Here is a 22,507-nt window from a genome sequence, read left to right on the forward strand (position 1 = left end):
TGATCCCTGGAGTATTAGTACCTTTATCCTGATATTATTAAACAGGTATATGAATCGATTATAAAGCCGTCAGTATTATTATAACTGGAATGTTGCTCATAACAGGTTCATTACTGATAAAAATCAAACGATAAATTGATGAAAAAACTTTTTCTTCTTGACGGTATGGCGCTGATTTACAGAGCGCATTTTGCATTAAGTAAAAACCCAAGGTTTACTTCAACGGGAATCAATACCTCTGCGGTGATGGGGTTTGCAAACACTTTAATGGAGGTACTAAAAAAAGAAAGTCCTACTCATATTGCGGTAGTTTTTGATACCGATGCGCCTACTGAAAGACATATCGATTTTGAAGCATATAAGGCACATAGACAAGCTATGCCGGAAGATTTGTCGGCAGCCCTACCTTATATTTTTAAATTAATAGAAGGGTTCAAGATTCCGGTAATCACTAAGGATGGCTATGAAGCAGATGATATTATTGGGACATTAGCAAAAGAAGCCGAGAAAGAAGGCTTTATGGTATATTGTATGACGCCTGATAAGGATTTTGCTCAGTTGGTATCAGATAATATTTTCATTTACAAACCCGCACGGATGGGTAATGAAATGGAGATAATGGGTGTGCCAGAAGTTTTGGCAAAATGGGAGATTGAAAATGTAACTCAGGTAATAGATATCTTAGGACTTTGGGGGGATGCGGTAGATAATATCCCTGGTATTCCAGGAATAGGAGAAAAAACAGCGAAATCCCTTATCAAACAATATGGTTCTGTAGAAAACATCATTGCAAATTCACATGAATTAAAGGGAAAGCAGCGTGAGAATGTAGAAACCTATGCTGAGCAGGGATTGATCTCTAAAAAATTAGCTACAATTATTTTAGATGTTCCAGTAGAATTTAATGAAAAGGAGTTGGAACTTGAGGAACCAAGTCGGGAACTATTGGAGCCTTTATTTGCGGAATTGGAGTTCAGAACCATAGGTAAAAGAGTTTTTGGTGAAGGGTTCAATAAAGGAACAGCTGTTATTTCTCAGCAAACCGATCTTTTTGGCAATGTGGTCAGTGAAACCATTACTTACACTGAAGTCATTACACCTCCTGAACAAGTGTTGGAATTGCCTGAAGTAAAAGTATTAAATACTATAGAAAATACCCCGCATAATTATATGTTGGCAGATACGGTGGAGTTAAGAAAGTCGCTGATTGAGTTGTTGAAAAAGCAAGAGCGTATTTCTTTTGATACTGAAACAACGGGAACAGATGCAAATCTTGCTGATCTGGTAGGCCTTTCTTTTAGTATTAAGGCTGGGGAAGGATATTATATTCCTGTACCTGCAGATCGTGAAGAAGCTTTAAAGATTGTTGAGGAGTTCAGAACGGTACTTGAAGATGAGAACATTCTTAAAATAGGTCAGAATATTAAATATGATATGCTGATATTAAAATGGTACGGCGTATCAGTTAAGGGAAGGTTGTTTGATACAATGCTTGCCCATTACCTTATTGATCCGGATACCCGACATAATATGGATGTTCTTTCAGAGAACTATCTTAATTATTCCCCAATATCTATTACCACACTGATTGGTGCCAAAGGTAAGAATCAGGGAAATATGAGGGATGTGCCTGTAGAAAAGGTGGTAGATTATGCAGGAGAGGATGCTGATGTTACTTTACAGCTTGCAGATGTATTTATCCCGATGTTAAAGGATCTGAATGCTGAGAAATTGGCTACAGAGGTTGAAAACCCTTTAATATACGTGTTGGCTGATATTGAAATTGAGGGTGTAAGAATTGATATCGATACTTTAATTAATTACTCGAAGGAACTGGAAACTGATATCAAAAGGTTTGAACAGAATGTGTATGAGAAATGTGGTGTTCAGTTTAACCTGGCGTCACCAAAGCAACTTGGAGAAGTACTTTTTGATAAATTGCAATTAGATCCAAAGGCTAAAAAAACTAAAACGGGGCAATATCAGACAGGAGAGGATGTATTGCTGGCACTTGCAAGTAAAAGCGACATTGTCCAGGATATCCTCGATTTCCGCCAACTACAAAAGCTTAAATCAACTTATGTAGATGCTTTGCCGCTACTATTAAATCCGAAAACAGGACGTGTACATACCAGCTATAACCAGGCAGTAGCCGCAACAGGTCGATTAAGTTCCAATAATCCCAACCTGCAAAATATTCCTATCCGTACAGAACGTGGTAGGGAGGTGCGTAAAGCCTTTATTCCAAGGGATGAAAATCACGTATTACTCTCTGCGGATTATTCTCAAATAGAGCTTAGGATTATTGCAGAAATCAGTAAAGAGGAAAATATGCTTGAAGCTTTTAATCAAGGTATTGATATTCACACGGCCACTGCGGCTAAAGTATATGGTGTTGCTATAGAGGATGTAGACTCCACACAGCGCCGTAATGCAAAAGCAGTAAACTTTGGTATTATCTATGGACAATCAGCTTTTGGGCTATCTCAAAACTTAGGGATACCTAGAAAGGAAGCTGCAGCAATTATTGAACAATACTTTGTACAATATCCAGGAATAAAACGGTATATGTCTGACACGATGAATTTCGCCCGAGAAAACGGCTTCGTAGAAACAATTTTAGGTAGAAGAAGATATTTACGCGATATAAACTCTGCAAATCAGACTGTTCGTGGTTTTGCTGAGCGAAATGCTATTAATGCGCCTATTCAGGGCTCTGCTGCGGATATGATTAAAGTGGCGATGATAAACATCCATAAGGATATGAAAGAGCAAGGCCTTCAATCTAAAATGACCATGCAGGTACATGATGAGTTGGTGTTTGATGTGCTAAAAACTGAAGTTGAGGCCATGAAGAAGATCATTTCTCATAGAATGAAGACTGCAATTAAAACTGATGTACCAATTGAAGTAGAGATTGGCGAAGGGAATAATTGGTTAGCAGCGCATTAGTCTATTTTGCAAATCACCGCTTATTAACTTCTGAAGAAACTAAAAAAGCAAGATACTATTTAAGACTGAAATCTTTTGCCCGCTTCGCTAAATGGGCAAAATTTTCTAGGTCTTTCCTAGTAACCTTGCTTTTTTTCTGCGCTAATAAAAAAGGGCTTGTGTTGTGAGACGACATGCATAGCTTTGCCCTTTTTCAGGGCCAAAGATATGAGGAGGCGAATAATACAGCCCTTTTTTATGGTTAAATTTAAACTCGTTGCATTTAAAGCTCTATGCTTTCTCCAATAGCGGGTAATAGCAATGTTTTATTTTCTCTATTGAATTTGGCTTGTGCTTCTTTTGTATCAATTTGTATAGGAGGGAAAGTATTGTAGTGTACACCGATTACTTTACTGCATTCGAGATATTTTGTCGCAACCAATGCATCGTCAACATCCATGGTGTAATGCCCCCCGATAGGAAGAATTGCATAATCAAGGTTATATAAATCGGCCAGGATTTTCATCTCTATAGTTAAGGCCGTATCTCCTGCGTAATAGATAGATTTGCCCTCTAATTCTAATACAAAGCCTGCAGGATTACCTCCGTAGCTGCCATCAGGATTGCTACTTGAATGTACAGCCCAAACCGTTCTTAAGGTCCCAAAATCAAATTTTGCCTTGCCAAAATTGATATCAGTTACATTTTTTACATCATGTTTCTTTATCCATTCTGCTACTTCTACCAGTGCAATGACCTGAGCATTGGTGCGTTTCGCAATTTCGGGTAGATCTGCAATATGATCTGCGTGTCCATGACTTACCAAAATATAATCTGCCTCAATGCTATTGATGTCAATATCTTTAGCTAAAGGGTTATGTGTAATGAATGGATCAAAAAGAAACTTCTTACCATCGGCCTCCAGAAGGAAGCAAGACTGGCCATAATAAGTATACTTCATTTTTGTTTGTATAAGAGATTAAAGCATCAGGTTTTTAAAAGACTATTGTCCAAACATACCACCAAGGCCACCAAGCATATCTTTTGTTGCAGCTTGCATTTCAGTAGCACTTACCTGCTCTGCCTGCGTTAAAGCTTTATTTATTGCAGTAAGCAATAGTTCTTCCAGCTCTTCTTTATCAGCCTGTTGGTAAAAATCATCATTAATTTCTACAGCTGTAATGGCTTTATTTGCAGTTGCAGTTACACGGATTGCTCCACCTTCAACTTCACCAAAAACGGAAATGGTATCCAGACGTTTTTTTATTTCATCGGCTTTTTGTTGGGCCGCCATCAATTTATCGAACATAATCAGGTTGTTTTATAATAACAACGAAATTAAGGGAAATTGGTTTAAACTAGATTTTTTTAGTGAAAAATAGCAATCATTTGTTTGCTATAAGGTTTTACTCTGTGAGTTTCTTGTTGAAATTTAGAAAAAGGTTAAAGAGGTCGTCATACTCCGTGAAAGGTAATGTTCCGGGTAAGTCATTCACGTCATGATAAGCTCTTATTCCACCGTTGGTATAAATAAAAAAAGCGGGAACCCCTTTTTCAGAAAAGAAATAGTGGTCACTGTTTGCTGTTCTCCCCCTTGGGTTTATCTTCGATAGATATTTGTGCTGGTCATTAATTTCGTTGAGCAAAGTGAATTCTTTTGGATAGTATTCCGCATTAACCACTGTGATTCCTGTATCTCCAGTTCCAATCATGTCCAGGTTAACAAGGAAGCGAATCTTTTTAAGATCAATAAGAGGTTGTTCTGTAAAGTATTTAGAGCCTAACAATCCCGCTTCTTCAGCAGCAAAGCAAATAAATACCATACTATAAGGAGCTGGATTCGCAGCATAATGACGGGCCATATTTAGTAAAAGAGATACACCGCTTGCATTGTCATTTGCACCAGGGAAATAGGTTTGACTGCCCATTCCTCCTAAATGATCATAGTGTGCTGTAAACACAATGAAGGAGTCAGGCTCTTTTGTGCCTTTAACCATTCCTGCAATGTTTTCAGCTTTAAAATCAGGAATGAATTGATTTTCAATATTTATATAGATGGTTTCAGGTTTTTCGACTAACTTTCGGATCACCTCAATACCTGTATAATCTGCTTGTTTGTTGCTTACAGACCAGGTCAGTTTATCTTTCAGCACCATTACAATTCTATTAGCAGAAGAAATAAATACGCTGCTGTCTTTTTGTTCTAGTTTCCCACTGGCCTTACGTCCTATGCTTTCCGGCATAACAATGAAGTCCTTTCCTGCGATAAAAGATTTGCCATTTATGCTCAGTTCCATGCTACCGGGAAAGGTGTTTACAGGTATAGAAAATGATTGTTTGAACATTTGCCCGTTCATAGGACTAAGACCATAAGTTTCAAATTGAGCATTGATATAATTAGCCGCATTTTTAAGTCCATCATTGGTATAACCTCTACCCCACATTGTTTTGGAGGTAAGTGTATCTACAATAGATCGGGCAAGATTAATGTCTTGCGAGAAAACCAGTCGCGGAATAATCAGACATAGAATGATCAGGCACTTCTTCATATTAAAGGGTGTCGGGTATAGATTTCATTGTGTTAGGTAAATATATGCAAACAGATTGAGTTGTTAACTGTTGTAAAGGCAAAATTGAAAATTATGGACGTACGTTCGAATGAACCTTTCTGGTTAGTTAAAAATGGAATAAAACATTCTTATCCTTCTTTAAGGGAAGATTTGGACGCAGATTTGTTAATCGTTGGAGCTGGTATAACAGGGGCCTTAATGGCCCATGCAGCAATAAAGAACGGTTACAGGACAATATTGATTGATAAAAGAGAAATTGCAAACGGGAGTACATCCGCAACGACTTCGATGTTACAATATGAAATAGATGTCCCCCTTTATAAGCTGAAACAATTGATTGGTGAGCAGGGGGCAATTGCGAGTTATATCGCTTGCCGGGATGCCATTTATCAATTGGAAGATTTGGTGGCGGAGATTGGGTCCACTTGTGGATTCGAGAAAAAGGAGTCTGTTTATTTTGCCGGGAACCGTAAAGATGTAAAATGGCTAAAAACTGAATACGAAGCTCGGATGTCTGCAGGCTTTGAAGTGAAGTGGTTAGATAAGGATCTATTGGCTAGTGCCTATGGGCTACAAGGAGAAGGAGGTATATTATCGGCAGATGGGGGAAGTGTGGATGCTTTTTGTCTGACTCATGATCTGTTGCATTACAATATGGAACGGGGTTTAAGGATATTTGATAAGACTGAGTTGAAGAAAGTTAAATATGAAAAGGGTGGTGTTCGCGTATTGATGCAAACAGGAGCAGAAGTTTCCGCTAAAAAGATCATTTATTGTACGGGCTATGAAAGTCAGGGGATGTTGCCTGATAAAATTGTGAATTTGAAAAGTACTTATGCGATGATTAGTGAAAAGGAGGACAGGCATCCTGCTATTTGCGAAAAAACATTGTTCTGGAATACTGATGAACCTTATCTATATATGCGTACTACTGAGGATGGACGACTACTTGTGGGTGGGGAGGATGTTGACTTCAAAAATGCAGTGAGGCGCGATTTATTGCTGGGAAAAAAGAAAGACAGACTGGTAAAAACACTAAAAAAATATCTTCCTGATGTTGCATTTATTGAAGATTTCTGCTGGTGTGGGACTTTTGGAGAAACAAAAGATGGGCTGCCTTATATTGGCGCTCATCCGAAATTTCCAGATAGTTATTTCCTTCTGGGTTTTGGAGGGAATGGGATTACTTTCTCGGTCGCAGGGGCCGATATAATTATTGGGCTGATGGAAGGAAAACCCGAACTGTTATCACATTATTTCAGGTTTGGACGTTAAATTAAAACCGGTTTTTTATTATCAAAATATAAAGTGTGTTTTTTAAATGACTGTCAATGGCTTTTTTATCATAAAAATCAACTGAAAAATGTAAAAAAATGAAAAACGTATTGCACAACTCAATATTTATTTAAACCTTTGCGCCTCAACTCATTCAAATAATTATTATACACAGAAAATGATCAAGCACGCAACGCATAAACTTTCTATTGTTGAAGCAAAGAATATTGCTTCAAGGAGTCTGTTTATTGAACGTTTACAACCCGTGTTTTTTGTGACTACGAACCGGCAAACCTATACGCCGCGGATCTGAGTAAATTCCTTTTACCAGGTCATTTACGAAGAGGATTGCCTCTCAAAAAACAATTAATCAGAACATTTATATTTTTTCGTTATCATATTAATGAATATAAACGATTTTATAGTGCAAGTTGCACTTCCTGAACATCGTGTCTTTGCAGAAGAAATCTGTGAAGAAATGGCTGAATCAGCCAAAGCACGAGGTACGGGTATCGCTAAACGCTCTCCGGAGTATGTAGCAAATAAAATGGTCGATGGGAAAGCTGTTATTGCTTTCCATAAGGATGGCTCATGGGCTGGATTTTGCTACATTGAAACCTGGAGTCATGGTCAGTTTGTTGCCAATTCAGGGCTAATCGTTAGTCCTAAGTATCGCAAAGCAGGCCTGGCAAATGCCATTAAGCACAAAATCTTTGACCTTTCTCGACAGAAATATCCAAAAGCCAAGATATTTGGTTTAACAACAGGCTTAGCTGTCATGAAGATTAATTCTGATCTTGGTTATGAGCCGGTTACCTATTCAGAGCTTACCCAGGATGAAGAATTCTGGAAAGGCTGTCAAAGCTGCGTGAACTTCGAAATCTTAAAAATGAAGGAACGTAAAAACTGTATGTGTACAGCGATGCTGTATGATCCGGTTCAGCAAAAACATGAAGTAGCAAAGAAGTTTGCTGAAGAATTGCATAAAAAACCAAAGCTATATGAACGTTTTATGCGTATAAAGCAAAGGTTGGTACTCAAGTCAAAGCCACAAAATAAAAAGGGATTGAAAGCCCTGTTTTTAATGTTTAGTGTTTTATTTAAATAGCTGTTATATAAGATGAAGAAGAAAGTTGTTTTAGCGTTTAGCGGAGGTTTAGATACCTCGTTTTGTTGTATTTACCTGGCTCAGGACCGCGGACTTGAAGTACATTCTGTAATTGTAAATACAGGAGGCTTTTCTGACGAAGAGCTTCAAGAAATAGAAAAGCGTGCTTATGCCCTTGGTGTAGCTTCTCATGCTGTAGTTGATGAAACTACTAATTATTATAACGGCTGTATTAAATATCTGGTGTTTGGTAACGTATTGAAAAATGCAACTTATCCACTCTCTGTGAGTGCAGAACGTGTAAGCCAGGCAACAGCTATCGCCAATTATGTGAAAAAGATTGGTGCAGACTATGTTGCTCATGGTAGTACTGGTGCTGGTAATGATCAGGTGCGTTTTGATATGATTTTCAATACTATCATTCCTAATGTGGAGATCATTACACCGATAAGAGATATGAAACTATCCCGCGAAGCGGAAATAGAATATTTAAATGCTCATGGTGTGGAGTATAGTGCAGAAAAAGCAAGATATTCAATCAATAAAGGCTTATGGGGAACTTCAGTTGGTGGAAAAGAAACCTTAACTTCTCATGAAACTTTACCTGAAGAGGCATGGCCAACACAAGTAACGGAAACAAGTCCACGTAAATTGGAACTTACTTTTGAGAAAGGTGAAATTGTAGGTATTGACGGCGAGATCTTAGATCCGGTTACTGCTATTCAGAAACTACAGGCTATTGCTCAACCTTACGGTATTGGTAGAGACATTCACGTTGGTGATACTATTATTGGTATCAAAGGACGTGTAGGTTTCGAAGCTGCAGCTCCAATTGTGATTATCAAAGCGCATCATACGCTTGAAAAACATACATTAACCAAATGGCAGCTTTCATGGAAAGAGCAATTGTCTACTTTTTATGGAAACTGGCTGCATGAAGGACAGTTTCATGATCCCATCATGCGTAATATTGAAGCCTTTTTAACCGACACTCAAAAAATGGTAAGTGGAAAAGTATTTGTAGAGTTATTACCTTATCGTTTCAATATCATTGGTATTGAGTCTGAACACGACTTAATGAGCAATAAGTTTGGTAGCTATGGAGAAATGAACAATTCATGGAGTGGCGATGATGTAAAAGGTTTTTCAAAGATTTTTGGCAACCAGGTGATGATCTGGCATAAAGTGAATGATAATGAACATTAAAGCAGGTATAATTGGTGGTGCAGGTTACACAGGGGGCGAAATGATTCGCATCTTGATTAACCACCCATCAGTAGAAATTAAGTTTGTACATAGCAACAGTAACGCGGGTAATCTAATCTCTTCTGTACATGAAGATTTGTTTGGTGATACTGACCTTCGTTTTACTGATGAGCTTTCTAATGATGTTGACGTGTTGTTTTTATGTGTTGGACATGGAAATGCAAAGAAATTTCTGGAAGAAAATAAGATTGATGGGGCAATTAAAATTATTGACTTAAGCCAGGATTTCAGATTAAAAGCTAATTCGGGTAACAGTTGGGTTTACGGATTGCCTGAATTGAATCGTGAAAAAATTAAAGCTGCAAGTTACATTGCTAACCCTGGCTGTTTCGCGACTTGTATTCAATTAGGTCTACTTCCATTAGCGGCAAAAGGCCTACTAAAAAGCGAAGTACATCTGAATGCTACTACAGGCTCTACTGGAGCGGGGCAAGGCTTATCAGCTACTTCACATTTTAGCTGGCGTAACAATAACCTTTCTGTGTATAAGGTCTTTGATCATCAGCATTTGAATGAAATTGGAGAAAGCCTTAAGCAGCTTGATCCTACTTTTGATGAGGTGCTAAACTTTATTCCTCAACGTGGTGATTTTACAAGAGGAATTCTAGCTGCAATGTACCTTGAAAGTGATTTGACTGCTGAGGAAGCGCAAAAGATTTATCAGGATTATTATGAATCACATGTTTTTACGCATGTAAGCAAAAAGAATATTGATTTAAAACAGGTTGTTAATACCAATAAGGCATTGATTCATGTAGAGAAACATGGTACTAGGCTGTTTATTGTAAGTGTTATAGATAACCTTTTGAAAGGTGCGAGCGGACAAGCTGTGCAGAATATGAATTTAATTTTTGGATTAGAAGAGGGTACAGGACTGCGGCTTAAAGCATCGGCGTTTTAATTAAACCCGGTGCGCTATTGCTTCATATTGCTGATGTAAATCAGTGCTTATCCTTTATTCACAATACCATTTAAAAATTAAAAAAATGAATTTATTCGACGTTTATCCACTCAATGATATAGAAATTACCAAAGCATCCGGAAGTAAAGTATGGGATGCAAATGGACAGGAATATTTAGACTTATATGGCGGTCATGCCGTAATCTCTATAGGTCATACTCACCCACATTATGTTGCTCGTTTAACTGATCAGTTAAACAAAGTTGGATTTTACTCAAATTCCATTAAAATTCCTTTACAAGTTGAGCTTGCAAAAAAATTAGGGGAAGTATCTGGTAAAACAGATTATCAACTTTTTCTATGTAATTCTGGTGCAGAGGCAAATGAAAATGCACTGAAATTAGCTTCTTTTTACAATGGAAGAAAGAAAGTCATTGCATTTAAAGGTGCTTTTCATGGCAGAACATCTTTAGCAGTTGCTGCAACTGATAATCCTAAAATCATTGCACCAGTAAATGAAACAGAAAATATTATTTTTCTCCCACACAATGATGAGGCTGCTTTAGCAGATGCCTTTGCTGCATACGGAAATGAAATTACTGCGGTAATTATTGAAGGTATACAAGGTGTCGGGGGAATTCAGGAAGCTTCGATTAGCTTCTTGCAAAAAATCCGTTCACTTTGTGATCAATACAATGCTGTATATATTGCTGACAGTGTGCAATGTGGTTATGGTAGAACAGGCTTGTTTTACTCGCATGATTATGCAGGTGTTGAAGCTGATATTTATACCATGGCAAAGGGAATGGGTAACGGCTTTCCAATAGCAGGTATTTCAATAGCTCCTAAACTTAAGCCTTGGCATGGTATGTTAGGGACCACTTTTGGAGGGAATCACTTGGCTTGTGCAGCAGCATTGGCAGTATTGGAAGTCATAGAACAGGATAATTTGCTCAAAAATGCAGAAGAGATAGGAACCTATCTGATTGATGAGCTTAAAAAGATAGAAGGAATCAATGAAGTACGTGGGCGTGGTTTGATGATTGGTATTGATCTTTCTGAAAATCAATCCAACGTAAAAAAAGACCTTCTTTTTAAATATAAAATATTTACAGGAGAGGCAAAACCTAACGTAATCAGACTACTGCCTGCTTTAAATTTAACTAAAGATCAGGCAGATCAATTTTTAAACGACTTTAAAACCGCTTTAAAAGCATGAACCAATTCACTTCAGTAAATGATGTGCAAGACATCAGCCAATTGGTAAAAGACGCATTGGCACTTAAAGAAAGCCCATATGCTCATCAGCACCTGGGAAAGAATAAGACAATAGGCCTTGTTTTTTTAAACCCAAGTTTACGCACCCGTTTAAGCACCCAAAAAGCAGCCCTAAATTTGGGGATGAATGTGATGGTAATGAACATGGACAAAGAAGGTTGGGCACTTGAAACTCAGGACGGAGTGGTTATGAATGGCTCAACTGTAGAGCATATCCGGGAGGCTGCTGCTGTAATGGGGCAGTATTGTGATATTCTTGGCTTACGTTCATTTCCAAAACTAGTAGATAGGGATGAAGATTATAACGAAGATTTCTTCAATAAGTTCATAGAATTCTGTAAAGTACCAGTAGTGAGTCTTGAAAGTGCTACACGACATCCTTTGCAAAGTTTAGCTGACTTGATAACTATCAAGGAAACATGGAAGGGAATGGCTAAACCTAAGGTTGTTTTAGCCTGGGCTCCTCATATTAAGGCATTACCACAAGCTGTGCCGAATTCTTTTGCAGAATGGATGTGTAAAGCACAAGAAGAGGGGATGCTTGATTTTACCATTGCACAGCCTGAAGGTTACGAATTGAATGAGGATTTTACACCAGGAGCCAACATTACGCATAATCTGGATGAAGCTTTGGCGGGAGCCGATTACATATATGTAAAAAATTGGTCGAGCTATAAGGAATATGGTAAAGTACTTCCTTTTCCAGAAGGATGGATGCTGAACAATGATAAGTTAAAAGAGACAAATGATGCAAAAGTAATGCATTGCTTGCCGGTACGTCGTGATCTGGAGCTTTCTTCGGAAATATTGGATGGTCCAAATTCACTTGTTATTCATGAGGCAGGAAACCGTTTATGGGCAGCACAAGCTGTATTGAAGCAACTACTAGAAAAATTATAATATGAAGAAGCTAAGTGTAATTAAAATTGGGGGAAATGTTATTGATAACTCGGAAAAGCTGCATCAGTTTTTACTGGACTTTACTGCAATCCCTGGAGATAAGATTTTAATACACGGTGGTGGAAAGATTGCTACTGAACTGGGTGCCTCGCTCGGTATTGAAGCAAAAATGGTTGATGGTAGAAGGATAACTGATATTGATACACTTCGGGTGGTAACTATGGTTTATGCCGGCCTGATCAATAAGAATATGGTGGCTCAATTACAGGCTAAGGGCTGTAATGCTATTGGCCTTACTGGAGCTGATGGGAATGTGATTAAAGCTGTTAAAAGACCGGTTAAAGACATTGATTATGGCTTTGTCGGTGATCTGGATGCTTCTTCTGTTTCCTCAGAAACTTTAAGTAGTTTGTTGAATGCTGGTTTGGTACCTGTATTTTGTGCTATAACACATGATGGGGATACTCAACTATTAAATACAAATGCGGATACAATTGCTTCTGCAGTGGCTGTGGCAATGTCTTCCACTTATGATACTTCATTGATTTATTGTTTTGAAAAAAGAGGGGTAATGCGTAATGTGGATGATGATAATTCATTGGTAACTGAGATCAGAATGGAGCAATTTGAAACATTAAAAGATGAAGGTGTGGTTTCGGGTGGAATGATCCCTAAATTGCACAATGCTTTTGAGGCGATTAAAAGCGGCGTATCGACAGTATATATAGGTAAAGCAGATGAATTACCTCAAATTAGCGGAAATAATTTCGGAACCAGATTAATCAAGTAAATATGAACAAGTTTAAGGGCAAGATAGCCATTTTGGGAAGTGGAAACATAGGTATTTCTTTAGCCAAAGGATTGGTAAAATCTAACTATGCTGAACCGGGACAGATCAGTTTAACAAGAAGAAATATTTCTGGCCTGAGTAATCTTGCTGAAGAGGGATTTATAGTAAGTAATGATAATGCAGCAGTAGTTGCTGGTGCTGATATTGTGGTATTAGCCGTATTGCCGCAACAATTGAATAGTTTACTTTCGCAAATAGAACAGGTTGTTGATGCGAATAAGCATGTATTTATTTCTGTTGCTTCTGGTGTAAGCTGTTTAGATATTCGCAGTAAACTGGGAGAAGAGGTACAGGTAATTCGCGCTATGCCAAATACAGCAATAGCCATTGGGCAATCCATGACTTGTGTAGCTACGGATAATGCGACAACAGAAAATGTGGAAGAGGTAATTCGCATGTTTGAAACTGTGGGATCTGTAGTTAAGATCAATGAAGATCTGATGACTTCTGCAACGGCATTATGTGCTTGTGGAATTGCATTTTTTTTAAGAGCAATCAGGGCTGCCTCTCAAGGTGGGGTTGAAATTGGTTTTCATGCTGATGAAGCTTTAAAAATGGCCGTACAAACAGCTAAAGGTGCTGCAGATTTATTGTTGTTGATGCAATCGCATCCGGAACAGGAAATCGATAAAGTAACATCTCCAAAAGGATGTACTATTGCAGGATTGAATGAAATGGAACATAATGGATTTAGCTCTTCTTTAATAAAAGGGATTAAGCTTTCGGCAACTAAAGCAGGAGCTTTGTACACAAACGAATAACTATGACAATCGATCAACTGCAAAAGGATAGTCTGGAATTGTTGAAACAATTGATCAGCATTCAGTCCTTTAGCAAAGAAGAAGATAAGACCGCTGATGCCATTGAGTATTTTTTACAGGAGCGGAATATTATAACAAGCCGTAAGCTGAATAATGTATGGGCTTACAATAAACACTTTGATGCGGCTAAGCCTACTTTATTGCTAAATTCTCATCATGACACAGTGAAGCCAAATTCGGGCTATACACGCGATCCTTACGACGCTGCAGTGGAAGATGGAAAGTTATATGGATTAGGCAGTAATGATGCAGGAGGATGCCTTGTTTCACTAATAGCGACGTTTCTTTACTATTATGAGGAAGAAGGATTAAGTTATAACATCTGTTTGGCTACTACCGCAGAGGAGGAGATATCCGGGAACAATGGTTTGGAGTATGTGCTTCCTGATTTGGGTGAACTGGAATTTGCCATTGTAGGTGAACCAACACTAATGAACCTGGCTATTGCTGAAAGAGGATTGCTGGTGCTTGATTGTACTGTTCATGGAAAAGCGGGACATGCTGCACGTGAAGAGGGGGGCAATGCCATTTATAAGGCACTGAAAGATATTGAATGGTTCAGAAGTTATCGTTTTTCAAAAGTGTCAGAAATGTTTGGCCCTTTAAAGATGTCCGTAACCATCATCAATGCTGGTTCTCAACATAATGTTGTTCCTGCTACCTGCACTTTTACAGTTGATGTCCGCGTAACGGATGCGTATACAAATGAAGAAGTATTGAAAATTATCAGGACTAATGTTGACTGTGATGTAAAACCCCGTTCAATAAGGCTAAAACCTTCATCTATTGATAAAGAGCATCCCATTGTACAGTCGGGGCTTGGTTTAGGACGGACTACTTATGGTTCTCCAACTACTTCTGATCAGGCTTTACTGAGTATTCCTTCGCTAAAAGTTGGCCCTGGAGATTCTGCACGGTCGCACATGGCTGATGAGTATGTTTATACCCAGGAGATTGAAGAAGGCATTGAGCTTTATATAGCAATGCTAAAACCTGTAGTTCAGGGTAAATAGAATTATTTTAAGATAAATTGATACATGAAAATCTGGCAAAAAAACATTGATGTAAATAAGGATATAGAAACCTTTACGGTGGGTAAAGACAGGGAACTGGACTTGCAGATGGCAGCTTTTGATGTTTTAGGGTCATTGGCTCACGTAGAGATGTTGGAAAGTATTGGCTTGCTTACTGCTGCTGAACTTGCCGAGATTCAAAAGGAATTAAAAAATATATATGAAGAGATAGCAGCTGGGAAGTTTGTTATTGAAGATACAGTTGAAGATGTCCATTCTCAGGTAGAATGGCTGTTGACACAACGGATTGGTGAAGCCGGTAAAAAAATACACAGCGGACGCTCACGCAATGACCAGGTTTTGGTTGATCTGAAACTGTATTTCAGAAGTTGTATTGAAGAAATGGTAGGTAATACCAATGTTTTATTCGGACAGCTCATTTCGTTAAGTAATACCCATAAAGATAAGTTATTGCCAGGCTATACTCACTTGCAAATTGCTATGCCATCATCTTTCGGATTATGGTTTGGGGCTTATGCCGAAAGCTTGGTTGACGATATGGAGATGATGCTGGCTGCATGGAAGATTTGCAATAAGAACCCATTAGGCTCTGCTGCGGGTTATGGCTCTTCCTTCCCCTTAAACAGGACAATGACTACACAATTACTTGGATTTGAGCGATTGAATTACAATGTTGTATATGCACAAATGGGAAGAGGTAAAACAGAGAGAACACTGGCACAGGCAATGTCTTCCGTTGCTGCATCGTTAGCAAAAATGGCAATGGATGTCTGTCTGTTTATCAATCAAAATTTCGGATTTATCAGCTTCCCTGACGAATTAACTACAGGGTCCAGCATAATGCCGCATAAAAAGAACCCAGATGTATTTGAGCTGATTCGTTCACGTTGTAATAAGATACAGGCTTTGCCAAATGAGATTGCATTAATGACTACGAACCTTCCTTCAGGGTATCATCGTGATTTACAGTTGCTAAAAGAAAACCTTTTTCCTGCTATCACCTCTTTAAATGAATGCCTGGAAATGACGACTTTCATGCTGCAGAATATCAGCATTAAAGATGCTATTCTTGACGATAAAAAGTATGCTTATTTATTTAGTGTAGAGGTAGTGAATGAACTTGCACTTAAGGGGACTCCTTTTAGAGAGGCTTATAAAATAGTTGGAGAATCTATTGATAATGGGACATTTAAGCCAGGGAAATCAGTAAACCATACTCATGAAGGCAGTATCGGTAACCTTTGTAATGATGAAATTGAAGGTATGATGGCCGAAGTGTTGTCTCAATTTAAGTTTGAAAAAACACATGAGGCAATAGCATCATTGTTGAAATAAGTATCTTAAAAAAAAGCTAAATATTATACAAAATTGCCCTGTATCAACTGATACAGGGCAATTTTGTATTAAAACTCTGAGGTTTTATGAAACTCAATATCGGGATAATCCCGCATAGTCATATTAATCATAAACTCATTATCTGCAAGGTAAACCGGGTTACCATCTTTATCTGTCCCAATGTGAGCCTGTTTTCTTTTGAGAAATTCTGCAAGTTTGGTTTTATCTTTTGCGGTTATCCAATTTGAACGGGTATAACTAAGCATTCTAAATGCTGCTTTTGCGCCATATTCATGCTCTAGCCGAAAAGCAATTACCTCAAACTGAAGATCCCCAACAGCTCCTACAACTTTTCGGTTTCCGGGTTGCATGATGAACAATTGGGCCACACCTTCTTCTGTAAGTTGCTGTATGCCTTTTTCCAGCTGTTTGGTCTTTAGAGGGTCCCTGTTCTCTAATTCCTTAAATATTTCAGGAGAGAAGCTGGGAATGCCTTTAAATTGAAGTTTTTCTCCTTCAGTTAAGGTGTCACCTATTTTAAAGTTTCCACTGTCGTAAAGTCCTACAACATCCCCTGGCCATGCTTCTTCAACAATACTCTTTTCATTGGCCATAAAATCCATCGGGTTGGAGAATTTTAATTTCTTTTCCTGACGGGTGTGATAATAGAATTTATTACGTTCAAATTTACCTGAACAAACTCTCATAAAAGCAATCCTATCACGATGTTTTGGGTCCAGGTTTGCATGAATTTTAAATACAAAACCTGAGAAATTCTTTTCTTCGGCAGCAACTTCACGCTCTTCAGCCTCACGTCCTCTGGGACTTGGAGCAATATTGATAAATGTATCCAGCAGTTCCTTGATTCCGAAGTTGTTGATCGCACTTCCAAAAAATACAGGGGCTAATAAACCTTCTGTATACATGTTTTTATCTAATTCTCCATAAACCCCCTCTACCAGTTCTAAATCGCCTTTTAAACCATCAAGTTCTTTAGGCTTTAAGAAATTAGTTAGGTTTTCATCATTTAGGTCATTCACCTCAATAACGGGCTCTGTGATTTTAGATTTGTCAGATTTAAACAGGTTTAAGTGTTTGTTATATATACTGTATACGCCTTTAAAAGTGTGTCCTTGACCAATTGGCCAGGATAAAGGACAAAGACTAATATTTAACTTACTTTCTATTTCTTCAAGCAGATCGAATGCATCTTTACCCTCACGATCCATTTTATTGATAAAAATGATGACAGGGGTATTTCGCATTCTACAAACGGACATTAGTTTTTCCGTTTGTTCCTCAACTCCTTTTACACAGTCTACGACAAGGATAACACTGTCTACAGCAGATAAAGTACGGTAGGTGTCTTCAGCAAAATCCTTGTGACCGGGGGTGTCTAATATATTAATGCGCTTGTCGCCATATTCAAAACCCATCACAGAAGTTGCCACAGAAATCCCACGCTGTTTTTCTATTTCCATAAAATCGGAAGTATTGCTTTGGTTTGCCTTATTCCGTTTTACTGCTCCGGCAGTATTGATGGCGCCTCCAAATAGCAGGAACTTCTCTGTTAAGGTTGTTTTGCCGGCATCGGGGTGACTGATGATGGCGAATGTTTTTCGTTTTTCTATTTCTGGATGAATCATAAAGAATTAAGCCTGTTCGCTTGATGCGGCTGCAAAGATAATTATAATATATAAAAGAAAAACCGGCGATTATAATCGCCGGTTTTTCAGAATTAGCATGGTTTATTAACCTCTTTCGCCACGACTAGGTCTTGAACTTTCTGACCTTCCTCCGCCTTGGTGACCTCTGCCTTCACTACTTCTTGAAGGTTGTACACTTTGAGGCGCACGCTCAGGTCTTTGCATTTCTGGCCTTTGAGTAGGGGCTGGTCTGCTTTCCTGACGTTGAGGCTGCATTGGCCTTGACTGCTGCTGTGTTGGCATTTCTCTTTGCACAGGAGCAGGACGTTGGGTACGTTCAGGACGTGTTGTTCCTCCGTTGCTGCGGTCTACTCGCTCTCTACGCTCAGGTTGTTGCTGAGGGAATGTTTGATTTTGTTCAGGCCTTTGAGCAGGCATTTCTCTCGGTGGACTTACTCTTTCAGGTCTTCCAGATTGGTTTTCATTACGATCACGAGATTCTGTTCTTGAAGGCCTTGAATTGTTATCAAATGTTGGTCTTCCTGATTCTGATCCAGAGTTAACATTAGGCCTGTTTTCTCTTGAAGGTCTCATGTTCCCAGGATTATTATTTCCCTGATTATCTCCTCTTGAAGGACGAGAGTTGGAGTTCCCATTTGAATTTCTATCAGGTCTCGCAGTCGTATAACCTTCACCTCTTATTGCTTCTCTAGGTCTTGCATTAGCATTCGTATTACCTCTGCTTGGTCTTGGACTATAGATGTTTAAATTATTGCCACTAATATTGCTTCTACTTGGTCTGGTTGTATTGTTTACATTGTAAACTCTTACATCTTGCCTTGTTGCACGTCTGATATCATCTGCTCTAGGACCTGTATAATATGAACGCCTATTATTTACATAGGTATTGTTAATGATAGTCGTATTATGAATGATGGTCACATTCCTACGGGAGTAATATCTTGGGAAACTATCATAATAAATATTCCTTTGAGGAACAAATACCCACCATAGGTCCGGAATGCTAAAGTTAATATTTACATTCATTCCAGGGCCCATTGGTGCCCAGCCATAATATCCACCGCCAGTTCTCCAGCTTACCCATGCTGGTCCCCATGTGGTATCTGGAATCCAAACCCATTGACTGTAGCGGTTATAGACCCATCTTCCATAATGGAAAGGTGCCCAACCCCAATCATAATTAGATACCCATGTATTTCCATATTCAGTCATAGCCCAACGGCCATTTGTGTAATAAGGCCTGAAGTCGCTTTGTTCCACATCTGGTCTCCATACGTAACCATATTGAGGATCCTGAATCCAGGTTCCATAAGGAGAAAGCTCGTCGTAAAACGACTGTAATGATATGTCATCATCTTGAGCCATAGCCTTTTGTGTGCTTCCGGTTAGCATGAGCATTAGCCCAAGCACAATAGCCGGTAATTTGATCATGTTTTTCATTTGTGTGTGTGTTAAATTTACCTAACGTTTTTATTCTATCAATTTGAGTTCCAAAACTTGTATAAAGTTTAATATGTCTGCTAAAATATTACAATGTGATGTTGCGCGATCTCCCAATAAAATTTGTTTAATGGCTTTGTCTGGCCATTTTAATTAAAATTCTGATATACAATTTACCTTTTTTTTAATGGTAATAACGTAATAATTTGTTAAGATGGCATAAGCATAACACTATTTATATCCAGGATTATATGCTTTAGCGCAAATAATTCTGCTATTTTTGTATTTAAAATCATAATTCAGAATGACAAAAGGTACACTATTTCTAATCCCTGTTCCACTGGCAGACAATGCAGCTCAAAAATCTTTTACTGCTTTTTTGGGTGATACCATTAATTCTTTAAGCACATATATTGTTGAAAATGAGAAAACAGCAAGGAAGTTTCTTAAGGAGGCGGGAATAAAAATACCTCAAAGTGAGCTTGTTATTCATGATTATGGGAAACATAAGCGTAATGAGTCTATGGTGCCTTATTTTAAGGAACTGATGACGGGAAAAGATGTAGGATTGATGAGTGAGGCGGGTTGTCCGGGAATAGCTGACCCTGGAGCAGAAGTTATCCTTGAAGCTCATAAACGTGGAATTAAAGTGGTACCATTGGTGGGGCCAAGTTCTATTTTGCTGGCATTAATGGCTTCAGGATTTAATGGACAGAGCTTTACCTTTAATGGTTATTTGCCTATTGATAAAGCAGAAAGAGGTAGGAGAATTAAGGAATTAGAACAGTTGGCTCAAAAGAATAAGCAGACACAAATGTTTATTGAAACTCCTTTCCGTAATAATCACCTTTTTGAAGATATTCTAAAAAATACCGCTGCACAAACATTGCTTTGCATTGCCTGTAACTTAACTGGAGAGGATGAATTTGTAAAAACGATGTCTATTGGACAGTGGCGTCAGGAACGTATCGACCTACATAAGAAGCCAACCATATTTCTGATTTATAGAACTTAACGGTACATGTTTTTGCTGTCAATAAATGACAGAACATTATCGGGAACAAAGTATTGTACATTTTTGCCTGCAGCAATTCCTTTACGAATGAATGTTGAAGAAATGTCCATCTGAGGTGTTTCTGTAATGATAACAGAAGGATGGTTAACCCATTCCGATATGTCAGCACCAGGTCTTGGATATACGTAGATTTGGTAATTTTTTAAAATGACTTCGTAATTTTTCCATTTCTTAAAGGAAGCCAGGTTATCTGCCCCCATAATCAATGCGAATTCTTTACCAGGGTATTTTTCCTGTAAATAAGCTAAAGTATCGATGGTAAAGGAGGGTTGAGGTAGATTAAACTCAATATCGCTGATTTTAATCTGTTCAGATGTTTCAGTCGCCAATCTGGCCATTTCCAGCCTGTCGTACATGTTTGAGAGGCTGTTCTTATTTTTTAACGGATTATGTGGAGAAACAACAAGCCAGACTTCCTTTAAACCCGAAAAACCAGCCATATAATTTGCTATAATTAAATGGCCAATATGTATGGGATTAAAGGAGCCAAAGAAAAGTCCGGTTTTCATCACTCAATATGGGTTTTATTTTTTTAAGAAGTCTCCTACTAATTTCTCTGCCTCAAGACAAGCCGTTTGCAAATCAAAATTTTTCAGGATTACATCAAATTTATCAGCATAAGCCAATTCTTTTTCAGCCTTTATAAAGCGTTCCTGAAGCTTTTCTTTACTGTCAGTACCTCTACCAGTTAAACGCTCTTTCAGTACCTCTAAAGATGGTGGTTGTACAAATATAGCTAACGCTTCTTCTTCGTATTTACGTTTTAAACGCAAACCGCCTTCTACATCAATATCAAATATAACATGTTGGTCGTTGTCCCATATACGTTGAATTTCAGACCTTAGAGTGCCATAGAATGTACCGCTGTATACTTCTTCAAATTCCACAAATTCATGAAGTGCAACCCTATGCAGAAAGTCTTCTTTAGAAATGAAATAATAGTCTTTTTCATTTTTTTCATCCCCACGGGATTCACGAGTAGTAGCTGATATAGAGAAGCTTAATGAAGGGAACTTCGTAAGTAAGTGTTTAACGATAGTAGTTTTACCTGCTCCAGAAGGTGCAGAAAATATAATTAGTTTACCTTGTTTCATTGGTACTTACAAAACGTTTAATAGTTGTTCTTTAATCTTTTCAAGTTCTTCTTTCATGCCTACAACAAGCTGCTGAATTTGTGCATCATTTGCTTTTGCTCCCATTGTATTGATCTCACGTCCTATTTCCTGAGAAATGAAACCAAGTTTTTTACCATTGGCATCTTTACTTTTTAAAGTATCAATAAAATAATCACAATGACTTCTTAAGCGGATCTTTTCTTCAGTAATATCTAATTTATCTATATAATAGATCAATTCCTGCTCTAAACGGTTCTGATCAACGTTGATTTTGCCAACATTATCTTCTAAAAACTGGTTCAGTCGATTTTTAATTTGTGGGATCCTTAGAGGTTCCAACACTTCAATCTGACTAAAAAAGCTAAGGATATTTTTAATTCTAAGCTCAAGATCTGCTTTTAAAACATTTCCTTCTGTCTCTCTGAAATTATTGAAATTTTCAAGCGCTTTAGTGAAAGCGCTGTTTAAAATAACCCAATCATTTTCACTTATCTCATCTTCAACATAACTAATTACGTCCGGAAAATTAAGAACAGCTTGTAATAGATTAGTCGAATTCGCACCTAAACTGATGTTGATTTCTTCCAGTTCTTTATAATACTTACTCAACAATGCTGCATTGATAGTTGCTCCTTTTAAAGCCTCTTCTCCACGTTCAATATTTATAGAAACACTTGCTTTTCCGCGTTCTATTTCTTTACTGCAAATGTTGCGTAACAGTAATTCCTTATCTGAAAAGGCTTTAGGTAATTTTAGATTCAGTTCTAAAAACTTACTGTTTAGGGATTTTATCTCTACCGAAAATTTTACATTTTGATGATCTGTAGAGGCCAGGCCATATCCTGTCATTGATTTTATCATGTGCAAAGATATAATTTATTGGCTTTTTCTGGTCATTTAACTTTTTTTAACTAAGGTAATTGCCAAACAATGGTTAGTTT

At 38.0% G+C, this 22,507-nt stretch carries 20 protein-coding genes; 12 read left to right on the forward strand and 8 right to left on the reverse strand.

Features of this window, described 5'->3' with window-relative positions; genetic code table 11:
- The first annotated feature begins 138 nt into the window (after nucleotides 1-138).
- Nucleotides 139-2,952, forward strand: coding sequence for a DNA polymerase I (gene polA / locus WC623_RS04930; protein ID WP_372848542.1), 2,814 nt, complete (start codon nucleotides 139-141; stop codon nucleotides 2,950-2,952).
- A gap of 262 nt (nucleotides 2,953-3,214) precedes the next feature.
- Here polA and WC623_RS04935 read toward each other — a convergent pair whose 3' ends face one another.
- The 3 genes from WC623_RS04935 to WC623_RS04945 form a co-directional block, all read right to left on the reverse strand.
- Complete coding sequence (locus tag WC623_RS04935; RefSeq protein WP_372848544.1) at nucleotides 3,215-3,892, reverse strand: metal-dependent hydrolase; 678 nt, start codon at nucleotides 3,890-3,892, stop codon at nucleotides 3,215-3,217.
- A 42-nt stretch (nucleotides 3,893-3,934) separates the two neighbouring features.
- Nucleotides 3,935-4,240 (reverse strand): YbaB/EbfC family nucleoid-associated protein, encoded by a 306-nt coding sequence (locus WC623_RS04940; RefSeq protein WP_372848546.1) that lies wholly within the window; start codon nucleotides 4,238-4,240, stop codon nucleotides 3,935-3,937.
- Between the two features lie 97 nt (nucleotides 4,241-4,337).
- Complete coding sequence (locus WC623_RS04945; RefSeq protein ID WP_372848548.1) at nucleotides 4,338-5,480, reverse strand: M28 family metallopeptidase; 1,143 nt, start codon at nucleotides 5,478-5,480, stop codon at nucleotides 4,338-4,340.
- A 93-nt stretch (nucleotides 5,481-5,573) separates the two neighbouring features.
- Here WC623_RS04945 and WC623_RS04950 point away from each other — a divergent pair, with 93 nt between their 5' ends.
- The 10 genes from WC623_RS04950 (at nucleotide 5,574) to argH (ending at nucleotide 16,269) form a co-directional block, all read left to right on the forward strand.
- Entirely contained in the window at nucleotides 5,574-6,776 is a 1,203-nt protein-coding gene (locus WC623_RS04950; protein ID WP_372848550.1) for an NAD(P)/FAD-dependent oxidoreductase, read from the forward strand.
- 403 nt (nucleotides 6,777-7,179) lie between these two features.
- A complete protein-coding gene (locus WC623_RS04955; RefSeq protein ID WP_372848552.1) occupies nucleotides 7,180-7,884 on the forward strand; it encodes a GNAT family N-acetyltransferase in 705 nt (234 codons plus the stop codon).
- A gap of 12 nt (nucleotides 7,885-7,896) precedes the next feature.
- The gene (gene argG, locus WC623_RS04960; protein WP_372848554.1) at nucleotides 7,897-9,090 is read left to right on the forward strand and encodes an argininosuccinate synthase; all 1,194 of its coding nucleotides are present in this window, start codon (nucleotides 7,897-7,899) and stop codon (nucleotides 9,088-9,090) included.
- Nucleotides 9,080-10,051, forward strand: coding sequence for an N-acetyl-gamma-glutamyl-phosphate reductase (gene argC / locus WC623_RS04965; protein WP_372848556.1), 972 nt, complete (start codon nucleotides 9,080-9,082; stop codon nucleotides 10,049-10,051). Before argG ends, argC begins: the two co-directional genes overlap by 11 nt.
- An 85-nt stretch (nucleotides 10,052-10,136) precedes the next feature.
- Nucleotides 10,137-11,270 (forward strand): aspartate aminotransferase family protein, encoded by a 1,134-nt coding sequence (locus WC623_RS04970; protein WP_372848558.1) that lies wholly within the window; start codon nucleotides 10,137-10,139, stop codon nucleotides 11,268-11,270.
- Nucleotides 11,267-12,229 carry an acetylornithine carbamoyltransferase gene (locus tag WC623_RS04975; RefSeq protein ID WP_372848560.1) on the forward strand — a complete coding sequence of 321 codons (963 nt, stop codon included), beginning with the start codon at nucleotides 11,267-11,269 and terminating at the stop codon, nucleotides 12,227-12,229. Before WC623_RS04970 ends, WC623_RS04975 begins: the two co-directional genes overlap by 4 nt.
- Nucleotide 12,230: 1 nt before the next feature.
- Complete coding sequence (gene argB, locus WC623_RS04980) at nucleotides 12,231-13,019, forward strand: acetylglutamate kinase (protein WP_372848562.1); 789 nt, start codon at nucleotides 12,231-12,233, stop codon at nucleotides 13,017-13,019.
- Between the two features lie 2 nt (nucleotides 13,020-13,021).
- Complete coding sequence (gene proC, locus WC623_RS04985; RefSeq protein ID WP_372848564.1) at nucleotides 13,022-13,840, forward strand: pyrroline-5-carboxylate reductase; 819 nt, start codon at nucleotides 13,022-13,024, stop codon at nucleotides 13,838-13,840.
- Between the two features lie 2 nt (nucleotides 13,841-13,842).
- Entirely contained in the window at nucleotides 13,843-14,913 is a 1,071-nt protein-coding gene (locus tag WC623_RS04990; protein WP_372848566.1) for a M20 family metallo-hydrolase, read from the forward strand.
- A gap of 24 nt (nucleotides 14,914-14,937) precedes the next feature.
- Nucleotides 14,938-16,269, forward strand: coding sequence for an argininosuccinate lyase (gene argH, locus WC623_RS04995; protein ID WP_372848568.1), 1,332 nt, complete (start codon nucleotides 14,938-14,940; stop codon nucleotides 16,267-16,269).
- Between the two features lie 68 nt (nucleotides 16,270-16,337).
- Here the strand turns inward: argH and WC623_RS05000 are convergent, their stop codons facing one another.
- Both WC623_RS05000 and WC623_RS05005 read right to left on the reverse strand, forming a co-directional pair.
- Nucleotides 16,338-17,915, reverse strand: a complete 1,578-nt coding sequence (locus tag WC623_RS05000; protein ID WP_372848570.1) for a peptide chain release factor 3 — start codon at nucleotides 17,913-17,915, stop codon at nucleotides 16,338-16,340.
- 105 nt (nucleotides 17,916-18,020) lie between these two features.
- A complete protein-coding gene (locus tag WC623_RS05005; RefSeq protein ID WP_372848572.1) occupies nucleotides 18,021-19,376 on the reverse strand; it encodes a DUF6600 domain-containing protein in 1,356 nt (451 codons plus the stop codon).
- A gap of 304 nt (nucleotides 19,377-19,680) precedes the next feature.
- Here WC623_RS05005 and WC623_RS05010 point away from each other — a divergent pair, with 304 nt between their 5' ends.
- A complete protein-coding gene (locus WC623_RS05010) occupies nucleotides 19,681-20,391 on the forward strand; it encodes an SAM-dependent methyltransferase (protein ID WP_372848574.1) in 711 nt (236 codons plus the stop codon).
- Here WC623_RS05010 and nadD read toward each other — a convergent pair.
- The 3 genes from nadD to WC623_RS05025 are packed head-to-tail and all read right to left on the reverse strand — an operon-like array spanning nucleotide 20,388 to nucleotide 22,415.
- Entirely contained in the window at nucleotides 20,388-20,960 is a 573-nt protein-coding gene (nadD, locus tag WC623_RS05015) for a nicotinate (nicotinamide) nucleotide adenylyltransferase (protein ID WP_372848576.1), read from the reverse strand. The two genes, WC623_RS05010 and nadD, sit on opposite strands and share 4 nt — an antisense overlap.
- A gap of 15 nt (nucleotides 20,961-20,975) precedes the next feature.
- The gene (gene gmk / locus WC623_RS05020) at nucleotides 20,976-21,545 is read right to left on the reverse strand and encodes a guanylate kinase (RefSeq protein WP_372848578.1); all 570 of its coding nucleotides are present in this window, start codon (nucleotides 21,543-21,545) and stop codon (nucleotides 20,976-20,978) included.
- A 6-nt stretch (nucleotides 21,546-21,551) separates the two neighbouring features.
- A complete protein-coding gene (locus WC623_RS05025; protein ID WP_372848981.1) occupies nucleotides 21,552-22,415 on the reverse strand; it encodes a YicC/YloC family endoribonuclease in 864 nt (287 codons plus the stop codon).
- Nucleotides 22,416-22,507 lie beyond the last annotated feature (92 nt).

It is taken from the genome of Pedobacter sp. (assembly GCF_041645105.1).
Taxonomy (GTDB): Bacteria; Bacteroidota; Bacteroidia; order Sphingobacteriales; family Sphingobacteriaceae; genus Pedobacter.

What these genes read in the sequence shown, in the direction of transcription:
- polA (WP_372848542.1), top strand. Translation starts at nt 139, where the DNA reads ATGAAAAAACTTTTTCTTCTTGACGGTATGGCGCTGATTTACAGAGCG.
- WC623_RS04935 (WP_372848544.1), bottom strand. Translation starts at nt 3,892, where the DNA reads ATGAAGTATACTTATTATGGCCAGTCTTGCTTCCTTCTGGAGGCCGAT.
- WC623_RS04940 (WP_372848546.1), bottom strand. Translation starts at nt 4,240, where the DNA reads ATGTTCGATAAATTGATGGCGGCCCAACAAAAAGCCGATGAAATAAAA.
- WC623_RS04945 (WP_372848548.1), bottom strand. Translation starts at nt 5,480, where the DNA reads ATGAAGAAGTGCCTGATCATTCTATGTCTGATTATTCCGCGACTGGTT.
- WC623_RS04950 (WP_372848550.1), top strand. Translation starts at nt 5,574, where the DNA reads ATGGACGTACGTTCGAATGAACCTTTCTGGTTAGTTAAAAATGGAATA.
- WC623_RS04955 (WP_372848552.1), top strand. Translation starts at nt 7,180, where the DNA reads ATGAATATAAACGATTTTATAGTGCAAGTTGCACTTCCTGAACATCGT.
- argG (WP_372848554.1), top strand. Translation starts at nt 7,897, where the DNA reads ATGAAGAAGAAAGTTGTTTTAGCGTTTAGCGGAGGTTTAGATACCTCG.
- argC (WP_372848556.1), top strand. Translation starts at nt 9,080, where the DNA reads ATGAACATTAAAGCAGGTATAATTGGTGGTGCAGGTTACACAGGGGGC.
- WC623_RS04970 (WP_372848558.1), top strand. Translation starts at nt 10,137, where the DNA reads ATGAATTTATTCGACGTTTATCCACTCAATGATATAGAAATTACCAAA.
- WC623_RS04975 (WP_372848560.1), top strand. Translation starts at nt 11,267, where the DNA reads ATGAACCAATTCACTTCAGTAAATGATGTGCAAGACATCAGCCAATTG.
- argB (WP_372848562.1), top strand. Translation starts at nt 12,231, where the DNA reads ATGAAGAAGCTAAGTGTAATTAAAATTGGGGGAAATGTTATTGATAAC.
- proC (WP_372848564.1), top strand. Translation starts at nt 13,022, where the DNA reads ATGAACAAGTTTAAGGGCAAGATAGCCATTTTGGGAAGTGGAAACATA.
- WC623_RS04990 (WP_372848566.1), top strand. Translation starts at nt 13,843, where the DNA reads ATGACAATCGATCAACTGCAAAAGGATAGTCTGGAATTGTTGAAACAA.
- argH (WP_372848568.1), top strand. Translation starts at nt 14,938, where the DNA reads ATGAAAATCTGGCAAAAAAACATTGATGTAAATAAGGATATAGAAACC.
- WC623_RS05000 (WP_372848570.1), bottom strand. Translation starts at nt 17,915, where the DNA reads ATGATTCATCCAGAAATAGAAAAACGAAAAACATTCGCCATCATCAGT.
- WC623_RS05005 (WP_372848572.1), bottom strand. Translation starts at nt 19,376, where the DNA reads ATGAAAAACATGATCAAATTACCGGCTATTGTGCTTGGGCTAATGCTC.
- WC623_RS05010 (WP_372848574.1), top strand. Translation starts at nt 19,681, where the DNA reads ATGACAAAAGGTACACTATTTCTAATCCCTGTTCCACTGGCAGACAAT.
- nadD (WP_372848576.1), bottom strand. Translation starts at nt 20,960, where the DNA reads ATGAAAACCGGACTTTTCTTTGGCTCCTTTAATCCCATACATATTGGC.
- gmk (WP_372848578.1), bottom strand. Translation starts at nt 21,545, where the DNA reads ATGAAACAAGGTAAACTAATTATATTTTCTGCACCTTCTGGAGCAGGT.
- WC623_RS05025 (WP_372848981.1), bottom strand. Translation starts at nt 22,415, where the DNA reads ATGACAGGATATGGCCTGGCCTCTACAGATCATCAAAATGTAAAATTT.